We start from the raw sequence: 20,721 nt of genomic DNA, 5'->3' as shown, positions 1-20,721 counted from the left end.
GATTTTGTACTTAAATTTAGAGATAAATTTGTTTATATCCAATACTTTTGTGAAAATTATTATTAAATTTTATTAACTATATTTATTAGCTTGATTGTGAAAAAAATGTTGCTTCTCCTTCTTAAAACATTAGGAATTATTGTAGGTATTGTTGCTCTTTATGTCGCGCTCGGGTATTTCCTGCCATTTATCGAAATTTCGGCCAAGGATGACGGAGAGAAAAAAGAAATTCCCATTTATATTTATACGAACGGTGTACATACAGATATCGTAATGCCCGTACAAAATGATCTTCACGACTGGAGTGCAGAACTTCCTTTCACCAATACAAAATCAAAAAAAACAGATTTTAAATATGTTGGTATTGGCTGGGGCGATAAAGGTTTTTACCTGGACACTCCTACCTGGGCTGATCTTAAATTTTCCACCGCTTTTAAAGCTGCTTTCTGGCTCAGCGAATCTGCCATGCACTGTACGTTTTACCGCGAAATGAAAGAAGGCGACGATTGTAAAATGATCATGATCAGCAAAAATCAATACAAGGAACTCGTGAAATTTGTTGACGGTAAATTTGACAAAAATCAGGATGGTAAAAATATTCTTATTCCTACCAATGCGGTTTACGGAGACAATGATGCCTTCTATGATGCCCAAGGCAGATACAGCTTCCTCGACACCTGCAATACGTGGGCAAACAATGCCCTGAAAGCCGCCGGACAAAAAGCCGCGCTTTGGACACCAACCGATTACGGAATATTTCTGCATTACAAAAAATGAGAAAAATCTTTTACGTAGGCATCATATTTTTATATGCCATCTTCTCCTGCCAGAAAGAACAACAGCAAAACAATTCCGGAAGTTCTTTAACTTCAAATAATGCCGTGGCAGATAAACCTGATCTCAAAGAGATGAGACAGAAAGCCCGTGAAGCTCTGCAATTCTGTAAAAACAAGAAACTGAATACTGATTTCTGTATTTTGATTGATATGAGCATTCATTCCGGATTGAAGCGGTTTTTTATTTGGGATTTTAAAAAAGATTCTGTTTCTGCCGCTTACCTTGTAGGGCATGGCTGCGGAAATAACAGATGGAGCAGTGATGAGTCAAAAGATAAACCGCAATTCAGTAATGAAGACGGAAGTCATCTTTCTTCTTTAGGTAAATATAAACTTGAGGGAAGAGGATACAGTAACTGGGGAATTAATGTGAAATATTTAATGCACGGTCTGGAAAATACCAACAGTAATGCCTTGAAAAGAATCATTGTATTTCATTCCTGGGAACTGATGAGCGACGAAGAAACTTTTCCTACAGGTTCTCCCGAAGGATGGGGCTGTCCTACTGTATCCAATAATGCCATGAAGAAAATAGATCCAATTTTGCGGCAATCAAAAAAACCTGTTCTGATGTGGATTTATAATAAATAGACCTGATTAACTTTATTTAAGTGCAAATTATCAAAAGATTTGAAATCTTATTTCTTGACGACCAAGAGAGTAACTTTTGTCTTTTGCAATTAAAATTTAGTACTAAATTCTGTATAAAAAAAACTTTTATTATTGATCTCTTTACAATTCTCAATCTAAAAAATCGAAACATTGAAATAATGTATTAAATTTGTACTATTGGTAATTTATTTTACTTTTTACAGTATTATGGTACTTTAATTGTATTTGATTGAGAAAAAAGATGAAACATACATTATTCCGTGAACAGCAGCTGCATTGTGATCTGAAAACAGCCTGGGAATTTTTTTCTTCCCCCGGAAATCTTTCCAAAATTACTCCTGAAGATATGAATTTCATTGTCCGTACAAAGTTCGACACAAACGAAATATATGAAGGAATGATCATCGATTATTTCGTTTCACCGCTTTTTGGAATTAAAATGAAATGGAAAACAGAAATTACCCAGGTAAATTTCAGGAAAAGCTTTACCGATTTTCAGAAAAAAGGGCCTTACAAACTTTGGAATCATCATCATGAATTTATCGAAAATGAGCAGGGTGTTCTAATGAAAGACAAGGTTGATTATGAGCTTCCCTTTGGTTTTATCGGCGAAATAGCGAACAGACTTTTTGTTAAAAATAAGCTTGAACATATTTTCGATTATCGCTTTAAAGTTCTGGAAAAATATTTCAATCAATAACTGATGTATGTCTGAAACAAAGAATAAAATAAATGTTTTCTGGTTCCGGAGAGATCTCAGGCTACAGGATAATTGTGGTCTTTATCATGCTTTACAACAGAAACAAAGAGTACTTCCTGTTTTTATTTTCGACAAGGATATCCTTGATCAACTGGAAAACAAGTCGGATAAGAGAGTAGATTACTTTCATCAGGCTCTGAAAGAGATTCATAATGAGCTTAATAAACACAATAGCGGAATTACAGTCTTTTATGAAAAACCTCTTGATGCTTTCAAAAAACTAATGAAAAACTATGATGTTGATACGGTTTTCTGCAATACGGATTATGAGCCTAAGGCTATCAGTCGTGATCAGGAAATCGAATATTTCCTGAAAAAGAACGAGATCAATTTTAAAAGCTTTAAAGACCAGGTTATTTTTGAAAAAGATGAAGTGATGAAGAGTGATGGTACGCCATACACGGTTTACACGCCTTATTCGAAAAAATGGAAAGAACTTTTAAAGAAAAATAAGATCGAAAGTTTCAGAATTAATTTTTCCAATTTTCTTTCGTACAAACCTGCTCCGTTTCCTGATCTTAAGGATATCGGATTCAAAAAAACAGATTTGAAAATGATGGATCCTGCATTAAAAAAATCCATCATTGATAATTATGATAAATACAGGGATTTTCCAGGAAAGGATCACACCACGCATCTTGGCGTAGCCCTGCGTTTCGGAACAATTTCCGTACGCAAATGTGTTCAGTTTGCCTTGGCACATAATGAAACCTGGCTGAATGAGCTAATCTGGAGAGAATTTTTCATGCAGATTCTTTATCACTTCCCCAAAGTTGTCAACCATTCTTTCAAAGAAAAATATGAAAAGATAGAATGGAGAAACAACGAAAAAGAATTCGATCTCTGGTGCAAAGGAAAAACCGGATATCCGATTGTTGATGCGGGAATGCGTCAACTGAACGAAACCGGATTCATGCACAACAGAGTAAGAATGGTGGTGGCAAGTTTCCTTACCAAACATCTGTTGATCGACTGGAGATGGGGAGAAGCATATTTTGCAGAAAAACTTCTGGATTATGAGCTCTCTTCCAACAACGGAAACTGGCAGTGGGCTGCAGGCTGCGGTTGCGATGCAGCACCTTATTTCAGGGTTTTTAATCCTGCTGAACAGGCCAAAAAATTTGATAAAGATCAAAAGTATATCAAAACATGGCTTAATGAAAATGAAATTAATGCAGAAGAAATAGTAGAACATACTTTTGCCAGGAAAAGAGCACTCGAAGTTTATGGAAAAGCAGTGAAAAACTGATCTGTTATTGAATTCAGCTTTATGGACGAAGTCCCAGTTTCTTCAATGCATTGGCATTTAAAAATATTTCATCAAAAGATGTTAGTGATTCTACATCGCTGAAGTTCTGAAAGCTCTTATCATTTTTATTAAAGGAAAGCTCAATCTTGGGATTATACATCGCGGTGATCCGTACTACGGAATATCCATTGTAAGCAATGATAAATCCTTCAAACAGACATTTTTGCTCTGCATTGCGGTATATTTTATACTCTTCGAAAACGGGACTTTCTGTTTTGCCTGATTTTTTGTTATGTTGAAGAGATTTCCAGGAAGAGTAATTTTTAGGCTCTTTAAGAATGTTTCCTTTGTTATCTACCGGCACAAACATACCGAGTGTCAGAGGTTTTTTCAGGAAATTAGCATAATTATTCATCAGTTTTAAGGTCTGCAGATCTGCATACCCTTCATGGGAGTAATATTCTATAACGAAATCCGTCATAGGAATCAGTTTATGAGAGGAGCTGACTGGCTTATTTGCTGGTTCTTGAGACAAAATTAAAATATTAAGGTTGAAAAAACGAAGATAAATAAATTGCTAAAAACAGGAAAACTATTTTATCAGTCATTGATGAAAATACATAAAAAAGCCTCCCGCATTCACAGGAGGTTTATGACATATATAAAATAAGATTAAATCAATTTAATAATGTCTTTTTCAGGTAATGTCTTCAGAATGAGAAAACAGATAAATTGGATATTAACTAGATTTGGCTACTGAGAAAGCTCCGTCAATACCTTTTGTCTCAACTGTCAGTACCTTGACATTCGGCATTATGCCAATTTTACGTTCACTGCGTTTAAGCCTTTCTGGCCCTGCTGAACTTCAAAAACTACTCTGTCATTTTCCTGGATAGATCTTGAGATTAATCCGGAAGAATGTACAAAAACATCTTTGCTTCCGTCTGCTGGAGTGATAAATCCGAAGCCTTTTGCTTCATTGAAAAATTTTACTGTGCCTTCTTGCATTGTAAATGGTATTAAATTATTGTTAAGCCAAAGCCTTGTGCCGTGACCTTATAAAACAAATGGCTGAAAAAGTAAACTGAAAGAAAATATTATCTATGCTCTACAGAATAGCAAAGGCAGAAACCTGTTTTGTTTTGCAAATATACAAAAATATACCTATCGCTGTTAATTTAAATTATTGATTATCAAAAATATTTGTATATTAGTTTAAACGGATAACGTTTGTTTATTAAAATTTGTAAACCATTGCATTGATATTCATTCCTGCTCCTACAGATGCAAAAAGAATAATATCATCCTTTTCTATGGTATGGGATTCCAGTTCATTTTTAAGGATCATTGTGAGAAGAGAAGGAATTGTTGCCACACTGCTGTTTCCTAATTTGCTGATTACCATTGGCATAATTCCCGAAGGAACATTCATTCCATACAGCTGATAAAATCTTTCCACAATTGCTTCGTCCATTTTTTCATTAGCCTGATGAATAATAATTTTGCTTAGGTCATTGATAGAATACCCGCTGTCATCCAGGCACTTCTGCATGGCTGTAGGAACGTTGGAAAGAGCAAATTCATAGATTTTTCTTCCGTCCATTTTAATGTATTTCGTATCCGGGCAGCTTTCATTATTATAAGATTTCCCAAAGTACAGGAAATCTTTTTCGTTCAAGGTATAAGAAGCTGAAAGGTGCGATTTAATTCCAGAATCATCCGCATCGTTGGCTTCCAGAATAACAGCTCCGGCTCCGTCTGCATAGATCATACTGTCCCTGTCATGAATATCTACTACCCTCGAAAGCGTTTCGGCACCTATTACAAGACATCTTTTAGCCATTCCGGAGCGAATAAAAGCGTGCGCCTGAATGACTCCCTCAATCCATCCCGGACAGCCGAAAAGGACGTCATATGCTACGCAGAAATTATTTTTAATGCGTAAAGTGTGCTTTACCCTTGACGCCAGGCTCGGAACGGTATCAGACTGAATGGTTCCGAAGCGCACATCTCCAAAATTATGGGCGAAAATAATATAATCAAGAGTCTCAGGATCAATCCCTGAATCTTCAATCGCAGACTGTGCGGCAATAAGGCCAAGATCTGAAGCAACCTGTGTGCTGCCGGCATATCTTCTTTCTTCGATACCTGTTATTTTCTGTAATTTTTTTGTAATAGATTCATTACTGTCTTTCAGTAAGTTTCCTTCTTCATTCAGGAAAACATGTTCGCCGAAAAATAAGTTACTGATGGTTTCTGAGGGGATGTAGTTCCCTACACCTATGATTTTGCTTGTCATATCCAAAAAGATTCTAATCCTTAATACATAAATAGCTGAATTATTATTCAACCAGTGTCCATAAAACTTCAGATGATGGTGAAGCCCTTAGTATACCTGCGAGCATTATTCGCCGGAATAACAAATCCTGATTACAAATCTTATGATATATTTGTGGAATCCTGATCATTAAAACAATAGTAATACAAAAAATACAATAATAAATCATAAAATTGTACATTTTCTATATCACGGATAAAGGTAGCTCATTAAAAATAAATACTGCTATAAATGTATTTAATTTTGTTAAAATTAACATTCATAGAATAGCAATTGAGTAAATTATCTGATGGTCTTGGTAAGATTTTATAAGAACTTTTATTTAATTCATTGAAAATTTAACAACAATATTCATTATAGGTTTTGTTTTGCTATTTGTTTATAGTTCTTTTTCCAGAATTTCTACAATCCTGTCAATAACGTCCTGCTTTTTCGACTTTTTATGATAAGCCGGTTTAGGTTCAGAAACAATACTCTGCTCATTCTTATTGAAAAGAGCATATAAATCCAAATCCGGATGTTCTTCAATGTACCACACCAGGAAATTAAGAGGCATCGCATTTTTTCCCGAAAAATAAAGCTGGATAGATTGAGGGGTTACACCATATGCGTTTGCAATTTCCTTCATGGTTTCGCCTCTGCTCTTGCTGTACTCACGGATTTTTTCGTAAATTTTCATATTGAGTGTTTTATCAAATAAAAACAATAAAATATTGTTAAAATTCAATAATTTGTTGTTTTTAATATATATTTGTATATTTGTTTTTCAAATGTCTTATCAGACAGACACAAAATTACAAAAAAAGGTTAAACAAAATTGATCGTTTCTATGAGTACATTGATGAAACCCTCTCATCAGGATAAAACCGGCGAAAAGCTTGATTTTATCGAGCAATGGCTGCCGCCACGCTATACCACTTCAGTTAATATTATTCTTAAAAAAGAACCGAAAGATCCGGCGTATATTCGAAAAGTCAGAAAGAAAAAACTCAGCGACCAAAAAGTGATTGATGCACTCTACAAAGTATCCCTCATCAATAAATTTCAGACAGAGCATAATTAACTAAGGTTTAACAGTAAAAAATTATAAACATTCATCCAAAACAATTATAAACAAACACAATAATCATGGAAAAAAATGAAACCGTAATTACGGAATGCTTCAAATGCGGAACACAATACAAAAACCATTTCAATGCATCACCCTGCTGCAAATCGCTTGTCATAAAAGTTGATGAAAGTGGAAACCGTACAACCATTACCTTTCTCAGTACCTTTTCAATATCCTATTCTCATTCCGAAAAAAAGGAAATATCATGAATGCCGAAGACGCTGAGAATCCCGCAACTTTACAAAGGTCTGCAGGAGTTTAAATCTTTCTGGAAATCTGATAAAAACATAGCCGTCCAAGCGTGACTTTAAAAAAATATTAAAATGTTAATTTAAAGTAATTCTAAACGAAACATTTTATAAATTTGAATGGTGAAAAAGTTGATTTCCATATTGTTCCTCTCGTTATATTTGGTTTCTACAACCGAATTATATCAGCTTTTGAAAATCCCGAATCTCATAGAACATTACTGTGAGCATAAAAAGCTCAATCCGGAAATGCCGTTCATTGCTTTTCTCAAAACCCATTACAACCATCCTGTTAAAGACGGAGATGAAGGAAAAGATCAGAAACTTCCCTTTATCATCCATTCCGCACCTTTGGCTTTGATTTTTACTGTAATGAATCCGGGATTTAGCTTTGAATCCAAAAATTCATACGTACAACAGATAACGTCAAATAAAATCCCGTCAAAGGATGAGGACTTCCGTTTCAAAGGATTTGCAGGCTCCATCTGGGAGCCTCCCAGACATTCCCCGGTAATTTAAAATTGATTTAAACCAAATCAAATATAATATCGTTAAATTATAAATCATTATACATAATGAAAACACTATTGTCAGCCATTGTAATGGTTGTATTCTCCATTGTTTATCACGCACAGAACAGGCTGGAAACTGCAAAAAAAACGGCAGCAGAAAATAAAGAACTTATTTTACTTAATTTTTCCGGTTCAGACTGGTGCATTCCGTGTATCAAACTTCATAAAAATATTATGGAAGCTGAAGATTTCAAAAAGCTGCAGGCTGATCATATTATCCTTTATATCAATGCAGATTTTCCAAGAAACAAAAAGAACCAGCTTTCTGCCGAACTGAAAAAGGAAAATGCAGCCCTTGCCGATCAATATAATCCAAAAGGTCTTTTTCCGTATACGCTGTTATTGAACCAGGACGGAAAGGTGCTGAAAACCTGGGAAGGGCTTCCGTCTGAAAATGCCTTGGCTTTTAGTAACGAAATCCGTTCGGTCAAAGAAAACCAAAAATAAATTAACGCGTATGCTAAGAGAATTCAAAAGACCTCAGAAACTTATGGGGAACGCTTTTGAAATTACCGTTGTGGGAAATGATGAGAAAAAAGCTCAGGAGCATATTGATGTAGCCATTGAAGAAATACGCAGGATTGAAAAATTGTTTACTACTTTCAATGAAGAAAGCCAGACCAATCTTATCAACAAAAATGCAGGAATACAACCTGTACAGGTAGACCTGGAAATTTTTGATCTTATTGAAAGAAGTATGCGTATCAGTGCTGTTACAGACGGATATTTTGATATTTCCTATGGCGGAATTGATAAAAGCTTCTGGAATTTCGACCGTACAATGAATGCGCTTCCAGATCCTGAACTTATTAAAGATCATCTGAAGCTCGTGAATTACCGTAATATTATTCTTGATCGAGATAACCAGACAGTTTTTCTCAAAGAGAAAGGAATGCGCATAGGTTTCGGAGGAATCGGGAAAGGGTATGCTGCCGAAATGGCAAAGAGACTTCTGCAAAGAAGAGGAGTAACCTCAGGAATTGTCAATGCTTCCGGGGATCTTACTGCATGGGGAAATCAGGCAGACGGAAAACCCTGGACGATAGGAATTGCAGATCCGGATAATGCCGGACGGCCGTTTTCCTATATGAATATTACCGATATGGCCATTGCAACGTCCGGGAATTACGAAAAATTCGTTATCATCAACGGGAAAAGATATTCACATACGATCAACCCTAAAACAGGAATGCCTGTTTCAGGAATAAAAAGTGTAACTGTTTTTTGTCCTAATGCAGAAATTGCAGACGCCATGGCGACCCCTGTAAGCATTATGGGAATCAATGCAGCGATCCATATGGTCAACCAGATTAATCATCTGGAATGTATTATTATTGATGACCAGGACAAAATATATTCATCACAAAACATTAATTTAAAATGAAACCATCATCATTCTGAATCTACAAAGTGTAGCAAAAAATCTCTCTCTTAATTCAGAATAAAAGTTTCTAAAACAAATTCAGAACCAATGAAAAATTTTATAAAAATAATAGTGGCAATTTGCCTATTGATCACCATTGCCTCACTGCAATCCTGTACCACCGTAAAAGAGTACGAAAAAAACAAGCTTAATGATTCTGAAATGATTCTCGGAAACAGACCGATCGAAAAAACCGAGCTAAGCTTCCAGTCTTACCGAGAAGGCTCTTCCGGAGCCAATGCAGGGAAAGTTGGCGGCGGCTGCGGGTGTAATTAAAAAAAGAATACTTACAAAATTAAAGTGATCTAAAATGAAAAAATTAATCATAAGTGTTATTGCTCTTTTTGGAATTTTTAATGCAAAAGCACAGGAAAATACAAATAATGAACAGCCGAAAAAGCTGACTTTTGATGAAGCCAATCTAGTTTCAAGCTACTATAAACAGGACGGAAATAACTCTGCCGTTACAGGAGGAACAGGCACGGAAAAATTAACCGATATTTCCAATACCATAGATGTAACAATGGTAAAGTACGATAAAAAAGACAGGAAAAATAAATTCGGCTTTAGTGTGGGCATTGATCATTATACTTCCGCATCTTCAGATATGATTGATCTTAAAGCCAATTCATCCGCATCCCGATCAGACAACAGAATTTATCCTGCTTTAAGCTGGAGCCGTGAAAATGAATCCAAAGGAACATCCTTAATGGCGGGAGTTTCTACATCTTTTGAGTTTGATTACCAGTCTTACGGTGCCAACATTGGCTTTTCGCAGAAAACGGCAAACCGGATGGGAGAATTTACGGCAAAATTCCAGACCTTTCTGGATCAGGTTAAGCTTATTGCACCTATCGAATTAAGAACCAGTGAAGGCTATGGCACGAGTGGTAGAAACACTTTTGCACTGTCTCTGGCCTATTCCCAGATTATCAATCAGAATTTCCAGATCGAGATTTTAGGAGATGCCGTTCAGCAGACAGGATATTTAAGCCTGCCGTTTCACAGGGTCTATTTTAATGATAATTCTGTACATCAGGAAACCTTACCGGATAAAAGATTTAAAATTCCTTTAGGTTTGAGAGCCAACTATTTCCTGGGCGATAAAGTAATCCTGCGGGCCTATTATCGCTATTATACTGATGACTGGGGACTGAAATCCAATACCTTCAGCCTGGAAACGCCGGTGAAAATTTCACCATTTATTTCGGTAAGTCCGTTCTATAGGTATTATTCTCAAACGGCAACAAAATATTTCGCGCCTTATCAGCAGCATACGGCTTTTGATGATTTTTATACCAGTAATTATGATTTGTCAAAATTCGACAGCCACTTTTATGGGGCCGGAATCCGAATCAGCCCGAAGAATGGTTTATTTGGAGTGGAACGCCTGAATATGCTGGAATTAAGATATGGACATTATACAAAATCTGTAGGGATGAGATCTGATATTATTTCCTTAAATTTAAGGTTCAGATAATAACCATGAAATCACCATTTCTCACAATTTTCACTGCTTTGATTTTTTCTTTTTCTGTGAATGGACAGATGAAAGCAGATTCTTCCATGTCCGGTGAAAATTTCAAGTATCAGGATAAAGTCTATAAGCCAAGCTATAAAAAGCTTATTATTCCGGCTGTATTCATAGGATATGGAACAGTAAGTCTTACTTCGGATGCATTAAAAAACCTCAACAGGTCTACGAAATATGAAATCGGAGAACATCAGCCCAACCATATTAAGCTCGATAATTATACCCAATATCTCCCTGCGGTAATGGTATATGGATATAATCTTTCCGGAATTAAAGGAAAACATAATTTCAGGGAACGGACGATCATCTACGGAACTTCACAGGTAATTTCCGCTGCATTTGTTTTTCCCCTGAAACATTTGGTAAAGGAAGATCGGCCGGATGGGTCCAACCACCTTTCTTTTCCTTCCGGACACACAACAACTGCTTTTTCATCAGCTCATTTTCTTTTCAGGGAATATAAGGATGAAAATTTCTGGCTGTCTCTTTCGGGATATCCTATTGCCATTTTTACAGGTGTTTACAGAACGCTTAATGACAAACATTGGGTGGGAGATGTTGTGGCAGGTGCAGGATTCGGGATTTTAAGCACGGAACTGGCATACTGGTTGTTCCCATACATTAATATATTATTTAATAAACAAGATTCCAAAAGTTTTACGATGATTTATCCTGTTGCAGATGGTAAAAACTTTGGAGCCGGACTGGTTTTAAACTTTTAATAATGCATCATCTTTTAGAAAAACATTATGTAAACAGGGTAGGATGGCTTCGAGCAGCGGTATTGGGAGCCAATGACGGATTGCTTTCCACTACGAGTATTGTTATTGGGGTTGCTGCAGCATCACCTGATAGAAATACCATTATTCTTGCCGCCCTCGCAGGAATGATTGCCGGTGCCATGTCCATGGCAGCAGGAGAGTATGTTTCCGTAAGTTCTCAGGAAGATACCGAAAAAGCAGATTTGTTGCGTGAAAAACGTGAGCTTGAAGAAATGCCGGAAATAGAGTTGCAGGAACTTGCCAAAATCTATGAAAAACGGGGAGTAAGCAAAGAAACCGCTATACGGGTGGCTGCCGAACTTACCGAGCATGATGCGTTGGCAGCCCATGCCCACGATGAGTTGGGCATTAATGAGATTACGCAGGCAAAACCATTACAGGCGGCCATTGCTTCGTTTGGTTCCTTTGCTCTCGGGGCATTGCTTCCTTTTATTATTTCTATTACAGCGCCCATCAAAGAAATGGTGTACTTTCAATATGGATTTTCTATTATTTTTCTGATGATTCTCGGAGCCATTTCTGCGAAAACCGGTGGTTCAAAAATAGTTGTCGCCGTCATGAGAATATGTTTCTGGGGGACCGTGGCAATGGGGGTTACGGCATTTATAGGGCATATTTTCGGGGTGAATGTTTCCTAAACCCAATAATGAGAAGCTAAATATAGGCTGCACCTAAAGCTTTTAACAATCCCATTTCCTGCGTAATAATGCGACAATTACTCCCAATGCCACGCCAATCCAGGCTGGTTTGGAAACATAATAAAAACAGAATGATCAGATTCACAAAAGAAAGCGTCTTATATTTAAAGAAATTAAGCAATAAGTTTCATTCTACCTAACTGTAATATCTTTTTTTAAGCCACAAACTTATTCTTACAAGCAGGATAAGAACCGGAACTTCCACCAACGGACCAATGACTCCTACAAATGCCTGTGGGGAACTGATCCCGAAAACTGCGATAGATACTGCAATCGCCAGTTCAAAATTATTTCCCGTTGCCGTAAATGCAATGGAAGCGTTTTTATCATAAGGAATATTAAGCGATTTGTTAATCAGGAAACTTATAAAAAACATCAGCAGAAAATACACAATAAGAGGAACCGCCACTTTTACCACATCTAAAGGCAGCTTTACAATAGTATCGCCTTTCAGGCTGAACATTAATACAATGGTAAATAATAATGCATACAATGTAAGGGGAGAAATGGCAGGAATAAATTTTCTGTTGTACCATTCCGTTCCTTTTAACCTGACTAAAAAATAGCGGCTTAAGAATCCGGCAAGGAAAGGAATCCCCAGGTAAATCATAACACTTTTGGTAACATCAGCCATTGATACGGTGACATTGAAATGAGCAAGCCCCAGTTTTTCTGGCAGAATGTTGATGAATAGCCACACCATAAAGCTGTAGCTCAATACCTGAAAAATACTGTTCAGCGCTACCAGCAACGCGCCGTATTCCCGATTGCCTTTTGCCAGGTCGTTCCATACAAGAACCATGGCAATGCATCTTGCAAGGCCGATGAGAATCAGCCCAATCATATAATTAGGTTCATCTCTTAGAAAAACAACAGCCAGTACAAACATTAATATGGGGCCAATCACCCAGTTTAGCAGTAAAGAAATTCCGATGGCTTTTTTATCCTGAAAGATTTTAGGCAATAATGTATAGTCAACTTTTGCCAGCGGCGGATACATCATAATGATCAGCCCTATTGCCAGCGGGATATTGGTAGTTCCTGAAGACATTGCATCGCTGATTTTAGCAATTTCGGGGAAGAAATATCCTAAGCCTATTCCCAAAAACATGGCCAGAAATATCCAGAGGGTCAGGAAATTGTCGGGAAATTTTAATTTTGTTTGCATTTCATTTTTTTTAATCTGTTCCTACGATTTTGCTTCTTCTTTCCATAATCAAGCTATCTTTCCATACATCTCCCAGCTTTCCTATTTTTTCGCGATAGCCTATAATCCGGAATCCGAAAACTTTATGCAATGCTACAGTGGCTTCGTTTTCGGGAAACATTCCCGACTGCAAAGTCCATATTCCGTGGGTTTCACTGTCCTTAATGAGATGTTCCATCAGTATTTTTCCGACACCTTTTCCTCGGTGATTTTCGGATATATAAATGCTTACTTCGGCAACACCTTCATATACGCAACGGCTGCTTACTTTTGATAAAGCCGCCCATCCCAATGCCTGATTATTCTCAAAAGCGATGAATCTGCTATGCTGCAGTTTATTTTCACTCCAGCTTTCCCATGAAGGAACGGAAGTTTCAAATGTCGCCATACCCGTATCGATGCCTTGTTTGTAAATGGCAGCAATATCAGGATAATGATCTTTATTGATTGATACGATTTCCATATTATTTTTTGATCTGTGAAAAGACATAGAGCATTTCAGCTCCTATTTCCAGGCTTCTCTCATTGTATACTTTTGTCTGTTCAGTTGTGCCGTCAGAGATTTTAGGATCTTCAAAAGTAATTGGGATTCGTTTTTCAGCTCCTGCAATGAAAGGACAGCCGCCATCGGCCTGAGAACAGGTCATGACTGCTGCAAATTCCTGAACCGGATTAAAAGAATGATCGTATTTTTTAGAGAAACCGATGATGGGATGACTGTTTTCATCATATTTAACGGCATACACAGGATTTTCGGAATCAGAAATTTTTATAATGGAAAAGCCTTGTCCGATAAGGGTTTCTGCTACTTTAGGAAACAATGCCGTTTCTTCTGTTCCTCCGGAATAACAGGTAACGTGAGGAACGTCATAATAAAAACTGGCTAGCTGTGCCCAAACCTGCGATAAATGGCTTCTTCTTGAGTTGTGGGTACAGATAAAATTAATGTTAATGCCTTTTTTTTCATCCACCTTTTTTTGAATGAAATCAATTAATGGAGCAAGTGTATTTTTTCTTTCCGGACTTATTTCCTGATTTTTCATCAGTTGCACGGTTTCTGATAATTTAAGATACATTGTTATAGTATTATAAGTGGTTATATTTAGCAGCATCCCGAATTTGGAGCACAGCACGAAGATGAATCAGAAGAAAGTTCAGACAAGCTGATTTTTTGTTTTTCTGCAGGAATTCCACAGGCATCTTGTGCTAAACAGGCAGTGGTCGTACTGGTAAGAACAAAATTCTGTCCGTTAAACTCAAGATTGTATTTTCCAATAGTCGTATTCTGGTATTCTACTTCAATTTCGCCATCCTCAAGGCCAAGCTTGTCTTCAGAGAGCCTGATGATATTGAGAAGTTTTGTTGGTTTCAGCCTGTGTTCAAAATCATTGGCATTCCACAATTGAAAATTAACTTTTTTTTCTTTCCGGATCGTCCCTCCGCAGTCAATAAAATGTTTGATGACACTACCAACTTCTGTCACATGGAAATGTTCCGGAACAAAAGTTCCGTCTTCCAGCTGAAATTCAATATTTTCCAATGCTGGTAAAATTTCTTTAATTTCTGATAATTTCATGATGTTATAATTTATTGGTTTAATGCAATATTGCGATAATTCATATTAAAAAAATGCCTAGCAGCATTTTTGATTGGCAACAGTAACAATTATTTTTGAAAAGTAATCTTTAAGTACTGCAAAAGCATTTTCATCGATGCAATAGCAGATAGCTGTTCCTTCGATGTTTCCTTTGATAAGCCCTGCATTTTTCAGTTCTTTCAAATGCTGCGAAACGGTAGCCTGTGCCAAAGGTAATTCATTCACAATATCTCCGCAGATGCAGGTGTTAACCTTCAGCAAATATTCAATAATAGCAATTCTTGCGGGATGTCCCAGTGCTTTGGCAATGATTGCTATTCTGTTTTGCTCATCTGTGAAATGATCTGTTTTGGTTGCTCCCATAAAATTATTTGTATATTGCAATATTACGATTAAGTAATGAATTATCCTAATAAAAAAATGAAATATTTGTTTAACATCACACCGCTCTTATCAATATGCACTAAGACCAGTTATTGTCACGGTCATCTCGTTTAATTTCTCTCTGTACCTCATCAATTTCCTTTAAAGGTATAAGAAAACTGTCATTAATGTACTGAAGAATACTTTCGTGGGTTTTGTCATTTACTTTTCTGATGAAAAGCTGGTTGCTGTTTTTAAGCGATTCTATAAGTTGAATATGATATTGGTTTTTATTAAAAAAGCTTATTTCAATAGACGCCCTTTTATCATCATTTACAATAATATCTTTGAAAACAGTATTCATAAGAACGGTCTGAAAGAAAGATTCTGCCGGTAAAAAAGTGTGCAGATAATAATCTTCGAAATCCATAACCCTTTTATTATTAATAAGAAAGGTACAGGTCTCTCTTGTAAACATAAACCATTTGCCACCGATATAGGGAATAACTCCCTCCATAAATTCTCTTTTATAAATTAACGAAGAAATTTTATGTGTTAGTTCCGTAAAGTGATTCTGTATTCTTTTAAGGGTATCGGGTCTGTAAAACTTCTGATCATAATAAAAAAGATAATTTCGGCCGTTATTGACGGTGAGAAACTTTCGGATGATGTTCTGCGATTTGAGCGGATAGTCTTCGCCGCTTAAATTGACAAAATAATCCCAGTCTTTGCTAACATTCAGCAGATATTCCATGGCGTTAAGCTCAGCCTGAATCATACTGAAGCCTCCGGGAACAATATTCATGCTTTCAAGAATAAAAACATTCGGATATTTCATCAGATACATCTGAATCTCCTCCGTTAGCTCTGCTTTGGCTTTTCTGTCGATATGAATCAGGTAAAACTGGTCACGGGTATAGATTTTTTCGAACATGGCCCTGAAAACATGCGGCTTATGATGAATCATGATGAAATAGGCAATCCTTACCTGTCGGGAAGAATGTTGATCCAGTGTTTCAGATTGGGTTTGCGGGCTATTCATTTGGGTTTGCATCGGTACGGAATTTAAAATCATCCGCATGGTTGCAAACAATTCTGTTTGGGAGGAAGGTACAAATAAAATTTTGATAATCAATTAATTATATTTAATGTTTTTTATATTGTTTACTGTATATTTGCAATGTGTTCATAAGACAGGTTCCTGCCTTCGCTAAACTGGCATCTTTTAAATCAAATTAGATCTCTCAGTCTTGCTTCTCCAGCTGCCCAATTATTAATCCGATTTCAAGATAACAACGGGAATTACAATTTCGTCAATTATAAGAAATGCTATGTCATTGCAGGCCGGACGGTACTATTTTATATTAAATATTATTGGAGTGTTAAGCAAAAAAGCTGATAACAGAAAGAGTATGACTTGATTTGTTTATCCTTACAACATTACCTATTCAGATCCCAATGCGGATTTGTTCACAAGATACCGGGGAATTCCCGAACAATTATGATCAGTTTTAAAAACTTACATTTAATCAATCCCATTGTCCGTGCTGTAACAGAAGCCGGATATTCCAAACCAACAGAAATACAGTACTCTGCCATTCCTCATATTCTTGCCGGTAAAGATATCATCGGATGTGCGCAGACCGGTACCGGAAAAACTGCCGCATTTGCAATGCCTATTCTTCAGCTCCTGAAAAAACATACCCCGGAACACAATGAGATAAGAACTTTAATCCTTACTCCCACAAGGGAACTGGCGATACAGATTGAAGAAAATTTCGGGATCTACAGCAAATATCTTCCTCTTTCGCAGCTCTCTGTTTATGGAGGTGTTTCCATAGGAGGCCAGCTTGCTGCCTTAAGAAAAAGAGTGGATATTCTGGTAGCTACACCCGGAAGACTTCTGGATCTTGTAGGACAACGGCATATTGATCTTTCCAAAATAGAAATTCTTGTTTTGGATGAAGCAGACCACATGCTTGATATGGGCTTTATCAATGATGTGAAGAAAATCCTGAAAATGATTCCACAGAAAAGGCAAACCCTGTTTTTCTCTGCTACCATGCCCGTTAATATCCGGAAATTTGCACAAATCATGCTTAATAATCCTGTTGAGGTTACGGTAAATCCGGTATCGTCAACAGCGAAGAGCGTACAGCAGTCTGTATATTTTGTAGAAAAACAAAACAAGACCGGTTTACTTATTAATATACTTCAAAGTAAAGATGTAAAACGCTCGCTGGTTTTTACCCGCACAAAACATATTGCCAACAAACTTGTTGCTCAGCTGGGAAACGCTGGAATTTTTGCAGCGGCCATTCATGGTAACAAATCGCAGGCAGCCAGGCAAGCTGCACTAAGTGATTTTAAGAACAGCAAAATTAATGTGCTGATTGCTACTGATATTGCAGCAAGAGGAATTGATATAGATGATTTGCCGCGTGTGGTAAATTATGAACTTCCTAATGTTCCGGAAACCTATGTTCACCGAATCGGCAGGACAGGAAGAGCGGGAGCCGAAGGAACGGCTATTTCTTTCTGTGATAGAGAAGAACGTTCAGATCTTAAAAATATTCAAAAACTGATTGGCTTTACCATGCCGGTCAGACAATTTCAAAAATGAAATCTGTAAAGTGTACAGATAACATACTTTTTAACTTTAATAATAATTACAATGCAAACAGGCACCGTAAAATTTTTCAACGAAGCAAAGGGCTTCGGGTTTATTTCTCCTTCAGAAGGTGGTACAGATATATTCGTACATTCTTCGGGACTAAATACAAGATCAATCCGTGAAAACGATCAGGTTGTTTTTGATGTACAGAAAGGTGACAGAGGTTTAAACGCTGTCAACGTGAAACTCGCATAATATAAATAAGGATATTACTTTATTTCGTTATACTCATCAGCCTCTCGCTTTATGCTAGGGGCTTTTGACGATTTGTAATAATATGTATGAATTTGCTGTTGGTTTACCTTACTAATATCTAAATAAAATAAACATGGTTATCATAAACAATTACGAAGAATATAAATTACTGGAAGGGGTGATAGTTGGCAGCTCTTCCTGGCATGTCATAGATCAGGATCAGATCAACCGGTTTGCAGATGCGACACTGGATCATCAGTGGATTCATGTGGATCAACAGAGAGCCGAAAATGAGGGGCCTTATAAGTCGACCATTGCACACGGCTATCTTACACTTTCACTGATACCTTATCTTTGGAAACAGATCGCAGAGGTGCGTAGTGTCAATCTTGAAATCAATTACGGAATAGAAAATTTCAGATTCGGAGTTCCGGTAAAAGTGAATTCCGAGGTGTCTCTTCAGGCTACTATAAGATCCGTTAATGATCTCAGGGGAATGGTTAAAGTTGTTGTAGGGGCAAAACTTGTTATTAAAAACGAGCTTAAACCTGCGTATACAGGCGATGTAGTATTTCTTTATCGGTTCAAATAGAAAATTTCATTTGAATAAAACATCATTAACTTTTTTAAAAGTACATTTTTATAGAATCTCATAAAATCTTTATGTATAAAAACAAATATTTACGGACATGGACAATCATTGTTCCGCTTTTAGCATGGCTCTTATATTTTGGAAGTGCTTTTTTTTCTTCAGGCTATTATTCGATCCTTTTAACTTTTTTATTGTTGGGAAGCGTTTTGGCGGCAGTTTATCACTCTGAGGTAATTGCACGCCGCATTGGTGAGCCTTTCGGCACATTGCTTTTGGCGTTTGCCATTACGGTGATAGAAGTGGGACTTATTATTTCCATTATGCTGGGCGCGAAAGGGCTGGAAACAATTACCCTGGCAAGAGACACTGTTTTTGCAGCCGTAATGATTATTCTTACCGGAATTATCGGGATCTGTATTGTCATAGGTTCATTGAGATACCGGGAGCAGTCTTTTACCCTGAAAGGTGTAAGCACAGCTCTTATTACTCTTACGGCAGTAGTAGTATTTCTGCTCATACTTCCCAATTACACGGTAAGCCACAGCGGAGGAGAATATACATCTTTTCAGCTGCTTTTCATTGCCCTGATCTGTCTTTCACTCTACCTGGGGTTTACCATGGTTCAGACGATAAGACACCGCAGCTTCTTTATTTCACCGCAGAACAAACTTTTGGAAGATTATGGAAGAAAGAATGGCCACAAAAAAGCTTCTCACAAAAATATTTATATCAGCATTTTTTTCTTGATACTCTGCCTGGGAATAGTGGTATTGATGGCAAAATTACTTTCAAAAGATGTTGAATTTATCGTAATTTCTGTCGGCGCACCGAAATCTGCAGTAGGTATTGTAATTGCCGGTATTGTACTTCTCCCGGAAGCTCTTTCGGCGTTCAGGGCTGCGAAAAATGATCAGATCCAGACTTCTTTGAATCTTGCATTTGGTTCTGCACTGGCAAGTATCGGACTAAGTATTCCGGCTATTGCCATTATATCTGTTATTACTGGCATAAGAATGACTTTGGGTATTGATATCAAATCAACAGTTCTTCTAGGGCTTTCTTTATTTATTATCACCGTATCATTGGCTACCGGGAAAACGAATATTATGCAGGGAATTGTATTGGTAGGGATTTTTCTAATTTATCTGTTTATAAGTATCGTGCCTTAAAAGAAGCTTATGGTATTCTTCAGATTAAATTATTTTAAGATAGATTGATCTAATAAAAATTGCTGCGGAATAAACATTATATAGTTGCAGGTGTAAAATATATTTGAGATTATTCAAATCTACAATTGCGAAGCATAATAATCAATGGCGTTATCAATAATGGATGTTGTTGTAGAAAAGTTAGAATATTTATCCCGGTAAATTTCCAGTTTATTCAGTTCTGTCGTAATGCTGAAGCTAAATGCGCTGGTAAGGTCCAGATCTGCCAGTACCTGTTTAATATGAACAATTGTTCCTATGGTGTAATCAATCGAGGCATTGGAAGTTAAGGAAGATCTTAACTTTTTAAGCTCGTCTAATTTTTGTTGAGTAATTTGTTTGGCCATAGAAAATCTTTAATTGGTATAAAAATTTTCAAAAACTATACCATATATCTTTTTGCCAGCAGCACAGCCCAAAATCATAAATCCATCAAATCAAAATGATACCGCGGTTTGAATGTTTCACTTTCTTTGAAATAGGTATAATATTATACTAATTTTAGTATATTTGTAGAGTAAAATAAATTATTACATTGCGTAATATTATAATTTGCGTGTGTGTCCTTTTCTGCAAAACAGAAAAGGACTTTTTGTTGTCTTAATTTATTATAGATACATGTTATTATAACATATTTAATCTTGTTAAATATAAACATCTACGCAAAAAAGTATTCTAAAGCGGCTGTTTTAGATTCGGAACTTACTTTTAGATCAAATAGA

General features: G+C 36.7%; 28 protein-coding genes. 17 read left to right on the top strand and 11 right to left on the bottom strand.

The window, feature by feature from the left end:
• Positions 1 to 96: 96 nt before the first annotated feature.
• The 4 genes from BUA76_RS13210 to BUA76_RS13195 all read left to right on the top strand — a co-directional run bounded on the left by BUA76_RS13210 (position 97) and on the right by BUA76_RS13195 (position 3,457).
• On the top strand, positions 97 to 777 hold the full coding sequence (locus BUA76_RS13210; protein WP_072885418.1) for a TIGR02117 family protein: 681 nt from the start codon (positions 97 to 99) through the stop codon (positions 775 to 777).
• On the top strand, positions 774 to 1,427 hold the full coding sequence (locus BUA76_RS13205; protein ID WP_072885271.1) for a murein L,D-transpeptidase catalytic domain-containing protein: 654 nt from the start codon (positions 774 to 776) through the stop codon (positions 1,425 to 1,427). The genes BUA76_RS13210 and BUA76_RS13205 overlap by 4 nt, the downstream gene beginning before the upstream one ends.
• Before the next feature lie 262 nt (positions 1,428 to 1,689).
• On the top strand, positions 1,690 to 2,148 hold the full coding sequence (locus BUA76_RS13200; protein ID WP_072885270.1) for an SRPBCC family protein: 459 nt from the start codon (positions 1,690 to 1,692) through the stop codon (positions 2,146 to 2,148).
• Positions 2,149 to 2,155: 7 nt separating this feature from the next.
• Entirely contained in the window at positions 2,156 to 3,457 is a 1,302-nt protein-coding gene (locus BUA76_RS13195; RefSeq protein WP_072885269.1) for a cryptochrome/photolyase family protein, read from the top strand.
• 19 nt (positions 3,458 to 3,476) lie between these two features.
• Here BUA76_RS13195 and BUA76_RS13190 read toward each other — a convergent pair whose 3' ends face one another.
• The 4 genes from BUA76_RS13190 to BUA76_RS13175 all read right to left on the bottom strand — a co-directional run bounded on the left by BUA76_RS13190 (position 3,477) and on the right by BUA76_RS13175 (position 6,474).
• A complete protein-coding gene (locus BUA76_RS13190) occupies positions 3,477 to 3,938 on the bottom strand; it encodes a hypothetical protein (RefSeq protein ID WP_143149911.1) in 462 nt (153 codons plus the stop codon).
• Between the two features lie 332 nt (positions 3,939 to 4,270).
• The gene (locus BUA76_RS13185; RefSeq protein WP_066440788.1) at positions 4,271 to 4,465 is read right to left on the bottom strand and encodes a cold-shock protein; all 195 of its coding nucleotides are present in this window, start codon (positions 4,463 to 4,465) and stop codon (positions 4,271 to 4,273) included.
• Positions 4,466 to 4,694: 229 nt separating this feature from the next.
• The gene (locus BUA76_RS13180; RefSeq protein WP_072885267.1) at positions 4,695 to 5,756 is read right to left on the bottom strand and encodes a 3-oxoacyl-ACP synthase III family protein; all 1,062 of its coding nucleotides are present in this window, start codon (positions 5,754 to 5,756) and stop codon (positions 4,695 to 4,697) included.
• A gap of 418 nt (positions 5,757 to 6,174) precedes the next feature.
• Positions 6,175 to 6,474: a helix-turn-helix domain-containing protein gene (locus tag BUA76_RS13175; RefSeq protein ID WP_072885266.1), complete on the bottom strand. Its 300-nt coding sequence runs from the start codon at positions 6,472 to 6,474 to the stop codon at positions 6,175 to 6,177.
• Positions 6,475 to 6,624: 150 nt separating this feature from the next.
• Between BUA76_RS13175 and BUA76_RS13170 the strand changes: the two genes are divergently transcribed.
• The 9 genes from BUA76_RS13170 (at position 6,625) to BUA76_RS13130 (ending at position 12,103) form a co-directional block, all read left to right on the top strand.
• On the top strand, positions 6,625 to 6,858 hold the full coding sequence (locus tag BUA76_RS13170) for a hypothetical protein (protein ID WP_143149910.1): 234 nt from the start codon (positions 6,625 to 6,627) through the stop codon (positions 6,856 to 6,858).
• A 65-nt stretch (positions 6,859 to 6,923) separates the two neighbouring features.
• The gene (locus tag BUA76_RS13165) at positions 6,924 to 7,115 is read left to right on the top strand and encodes a hypothetical protein (protein ID WP_072885264.1); all 192 of its coding nucleotides are present in this window, start codon (positions 6,924 to 6,926) and stop codon (positions 7,113 to 7,115) included.
• 162 nt (positions 7,116 to 7,277) lie between these two features.
• Positions 7,278 to 7,673 carry a hypothetical protein gene (locus tag BUA76_RS13160; protein ID WP_072885417.1) on the top strand — a complete coding sequence of 132 codons (396 nt, stop codon included), beginning with the start codon at positions 7,278 to 7,280 and terminating at the stop codon, positions 7,671 to 7,673.
• 56 nt (positions 7,674 to 7,729) lie between these two features.
• Positions 7,730 to 8,173 (top strand): thioredoxin family protein, encoded by a 444-nt coding sequence (locus BUA76_RS13155; RefSeq protein WP_072885263.1) that lies wholly within the window; start codon positions 7,730 to 7,732, stop codon positions 8,171 to 8,173.
• A gap of 10 nt (positions 8,174 to 8,183) precedes the next feature.
• Positions 8,184 to 9,110, top strand: a complete 927-nt coding sequence (locus BUA76_RS13150) for an FAD:protein FMN transferase (RefSeq protein WP_072885262.1) — start codon at positions 8,184 to 8,186, stop codon at positions 9,108 to 9,110.
• A gap of 87 nt (positions 9,111 to 9,197) precedes the next feature.
• Positions 9,198 to 9,425, top strand: coding sequence for a DUF4266 domain-containing protein (locus BUA76_RS13145; protein WP_072885261.1), 228 nt, complete (start codon positions 9,198 to 9,200; stop codon positions 9,423 to 9,425).
• Between the two features lie 34 nt (positions 9,426 to 9,459).
• Positions 9,460 to 10,629, top strand: a complete 1,170-nt coding sequence (locus BUA76_RS13140) for a DUF3570 domain-containing protein (RefSeq protein WP_072885260.1) — start codon at positions 9,460 to 9,462, stop codon at positions 10,627 to 10,629.
• 5 nt (positions 10,630 to 10,634) lie between these two features.
• Positions 10,635 to 11,405, top strand: coding sequence for a phosphatase PAP2 family protein (locus BUA76_RS13135; RefSeq protein ID WP_072885259.1), 771 nt, complete (start codon positions 10,635 to 10,637; stop codon positions 11,403 to 11,405).
• 2 nt (positions 11,406 to 11,407) lie between these two features.
• Entirely contained in the window at positions 11,408 to 12,103 is a 696-nt protein-coding gene (locus BUA76_RS13130; protein ID WP_072885258.1) for a VIT1/CCC1 transporter family protein, read from the top strand.
• 196 nt (positions 12,104 to 12,299) lie between these two features.
• On the opposite strand, the gene arsB is transcribed toward BUA76_RS13130, so the two are convergent.
• The 6 genes from arsB to BUA76_RS13100 form a co-directional block, all read right to left on the bottom strand.
• Positions 12,300 to 13,331 (bottom strand): ACR3 family arsenite efflux transporter, encoded by a 1,032-nt coding sequence (gene arsB / locus BUA76_RS13125; protein ID WP_072885257.1) that lies wholly within the window; start codon positions 13,329 to 13,331, stop codon positions 12,300 to 12,302.
• Between the two features lie 10 nt (positions 13,332 to 13,341).
• Positions 13,342 to 13,833: a GNAT family N-acetyltransferase gene (locus BUA76_RS13120; protein WP_072885256.1), complete on the bottom strand. Its 492-nt coding sequence runs from the start codon at positions 13,831 to 13,833 to the stop codon at positions 13,342 to 13,344.
• Between the two features lies 1 nt (position 13,834).
• Positions 13,835 to 14,446 (bottom strand): arsenate-mycothiol transferase ArsC, encoded by a 612-nt coding sequence (locus BUA76_RS13115; protein WP_072885416.1) that lies wholly within the window; start codon positions 14,444 to 14,446, stop codon positions 13,835 to 13,837.
• A 26-nt stretch (positions 14,447 to 14,472) separates the two neighbouring features.
• On the bottom strand, positions 14,473 to 14,946 hold the full coding sequence (locus tag BUA76_RS13110; protein ID WP_072885255.1) for a DUF6428 family protein: 474 nt from the start codon (positions 14,944 to 14,946) through the stop codon (positions 14,473 to 14,475).
• Positions 14,947 to 15,003: 57 nt separating this feature from the next.
• Entirely contained in the window at positions 15,004 to 15,330 is a 327-nt protein-coding gene (locus tag BUA76_RS13105; protein WP_029295228.1) for an ArsR/SmtB family transcription factor, read from the bottom strand.
• Between the two features lie 100 nt (positions 15,331 to 15,430).
• Complete coding sequence (locus BUA76_RS13100; protein WP_228408490.1) at positions 15,431 to 16,465, bottom strand: beta-1,6-N-acetylglucosaminyltransferase; 1,035 nt, start codon at positions 16,463 to 16,465, stop codon at positions 15,431 to 15,433.
• Between the two features lie 369 nt (positions 16,466 to 16,834).
• Here BUA76_RS13100 and BUA76_RS13095 point away from each other — a divergent pair, with 369 nt between their 5' ends.
• From BUA76_RS13095 to BUA76_RS13080, 4 genes are all read left to right on the top strand, one after another.
• Complete coding sequence (locus BUA76_RS13095) at positions 16,835 to 17,953, top strand: DEAD/DEAH box helicase (protein WP_072885414.1); 1,119 nt, start codon at positions 16,835 to 16,837, stop codon at positions 17,951 to 17,953.
• Positions 17,954 to 18,004: 51 nt separating this feature from the next.
• A complete protein-coding gene (locus BUA76_RS13090) occupies positions 18,005 to 18,199 on the top strand; it encodes a cold-shock protein (protein ID WP_029295231.1) in 195 nt (64 codons plus the stop codon).
• Positions 18,200 to 18,332: 133 nt separating this feature from the next.
• On the top strand, positions 18,333 to 18,791 hold the full coding sequence (locus BUA76_RS13085; RefSeq protein ID WP_072885254.1) for a MaoC family dehydratase: 459 nt from the start codon (positions 18,333 to 18,335) through the stop codon (positions 18,789 to 18,791).
• Between the two features lie 71 nt (positions 18,792 to 18,862).
• Positions 18,863 to 19,960, top strand: a complete 1,098-nt coding sequence (locus tag BUA76_RS13080; RefSeq protein ID WP_072885253.1) for a calcium:cation antiporter — start codon at positions 18,863 to 18,865, stop codon at positions 19,958 to 19,960.
• 119 nt (positions 19,961 to 20,079) lie between these two features.
• Here BUA76_RS13080 and BUA76_RS13075 read toward each other — a convergent pair whose 3' ends face one another.
• Positions 20,080 to 20,346, bottom strand: coding sequence for a hypothetical protein (locus BUA76_RS13075; protein WP_072885252.1), 267 nt, complete (start codon positions 20,344 to 20,346; stop codon positions 20,080 to 20,082).
• Positions 20,347 to 20,721 lie beyond the last annotated feature (375 nt).

It is taken from the genome of Chryseobacterium takakiae (assembly GCF_900129385.1).
In the GTDB taxonomy this organism is placed as follows: domain Bacteria; phylum Bacteroidota; class Bacteroidia; order Flavobacteriales; family Weeksellaceae; genus Chryseobacterium; species Chryseobacterium takakiae.
This window is presented reverse-complemented; position numbering and strand designations above follow the sequence as displayed.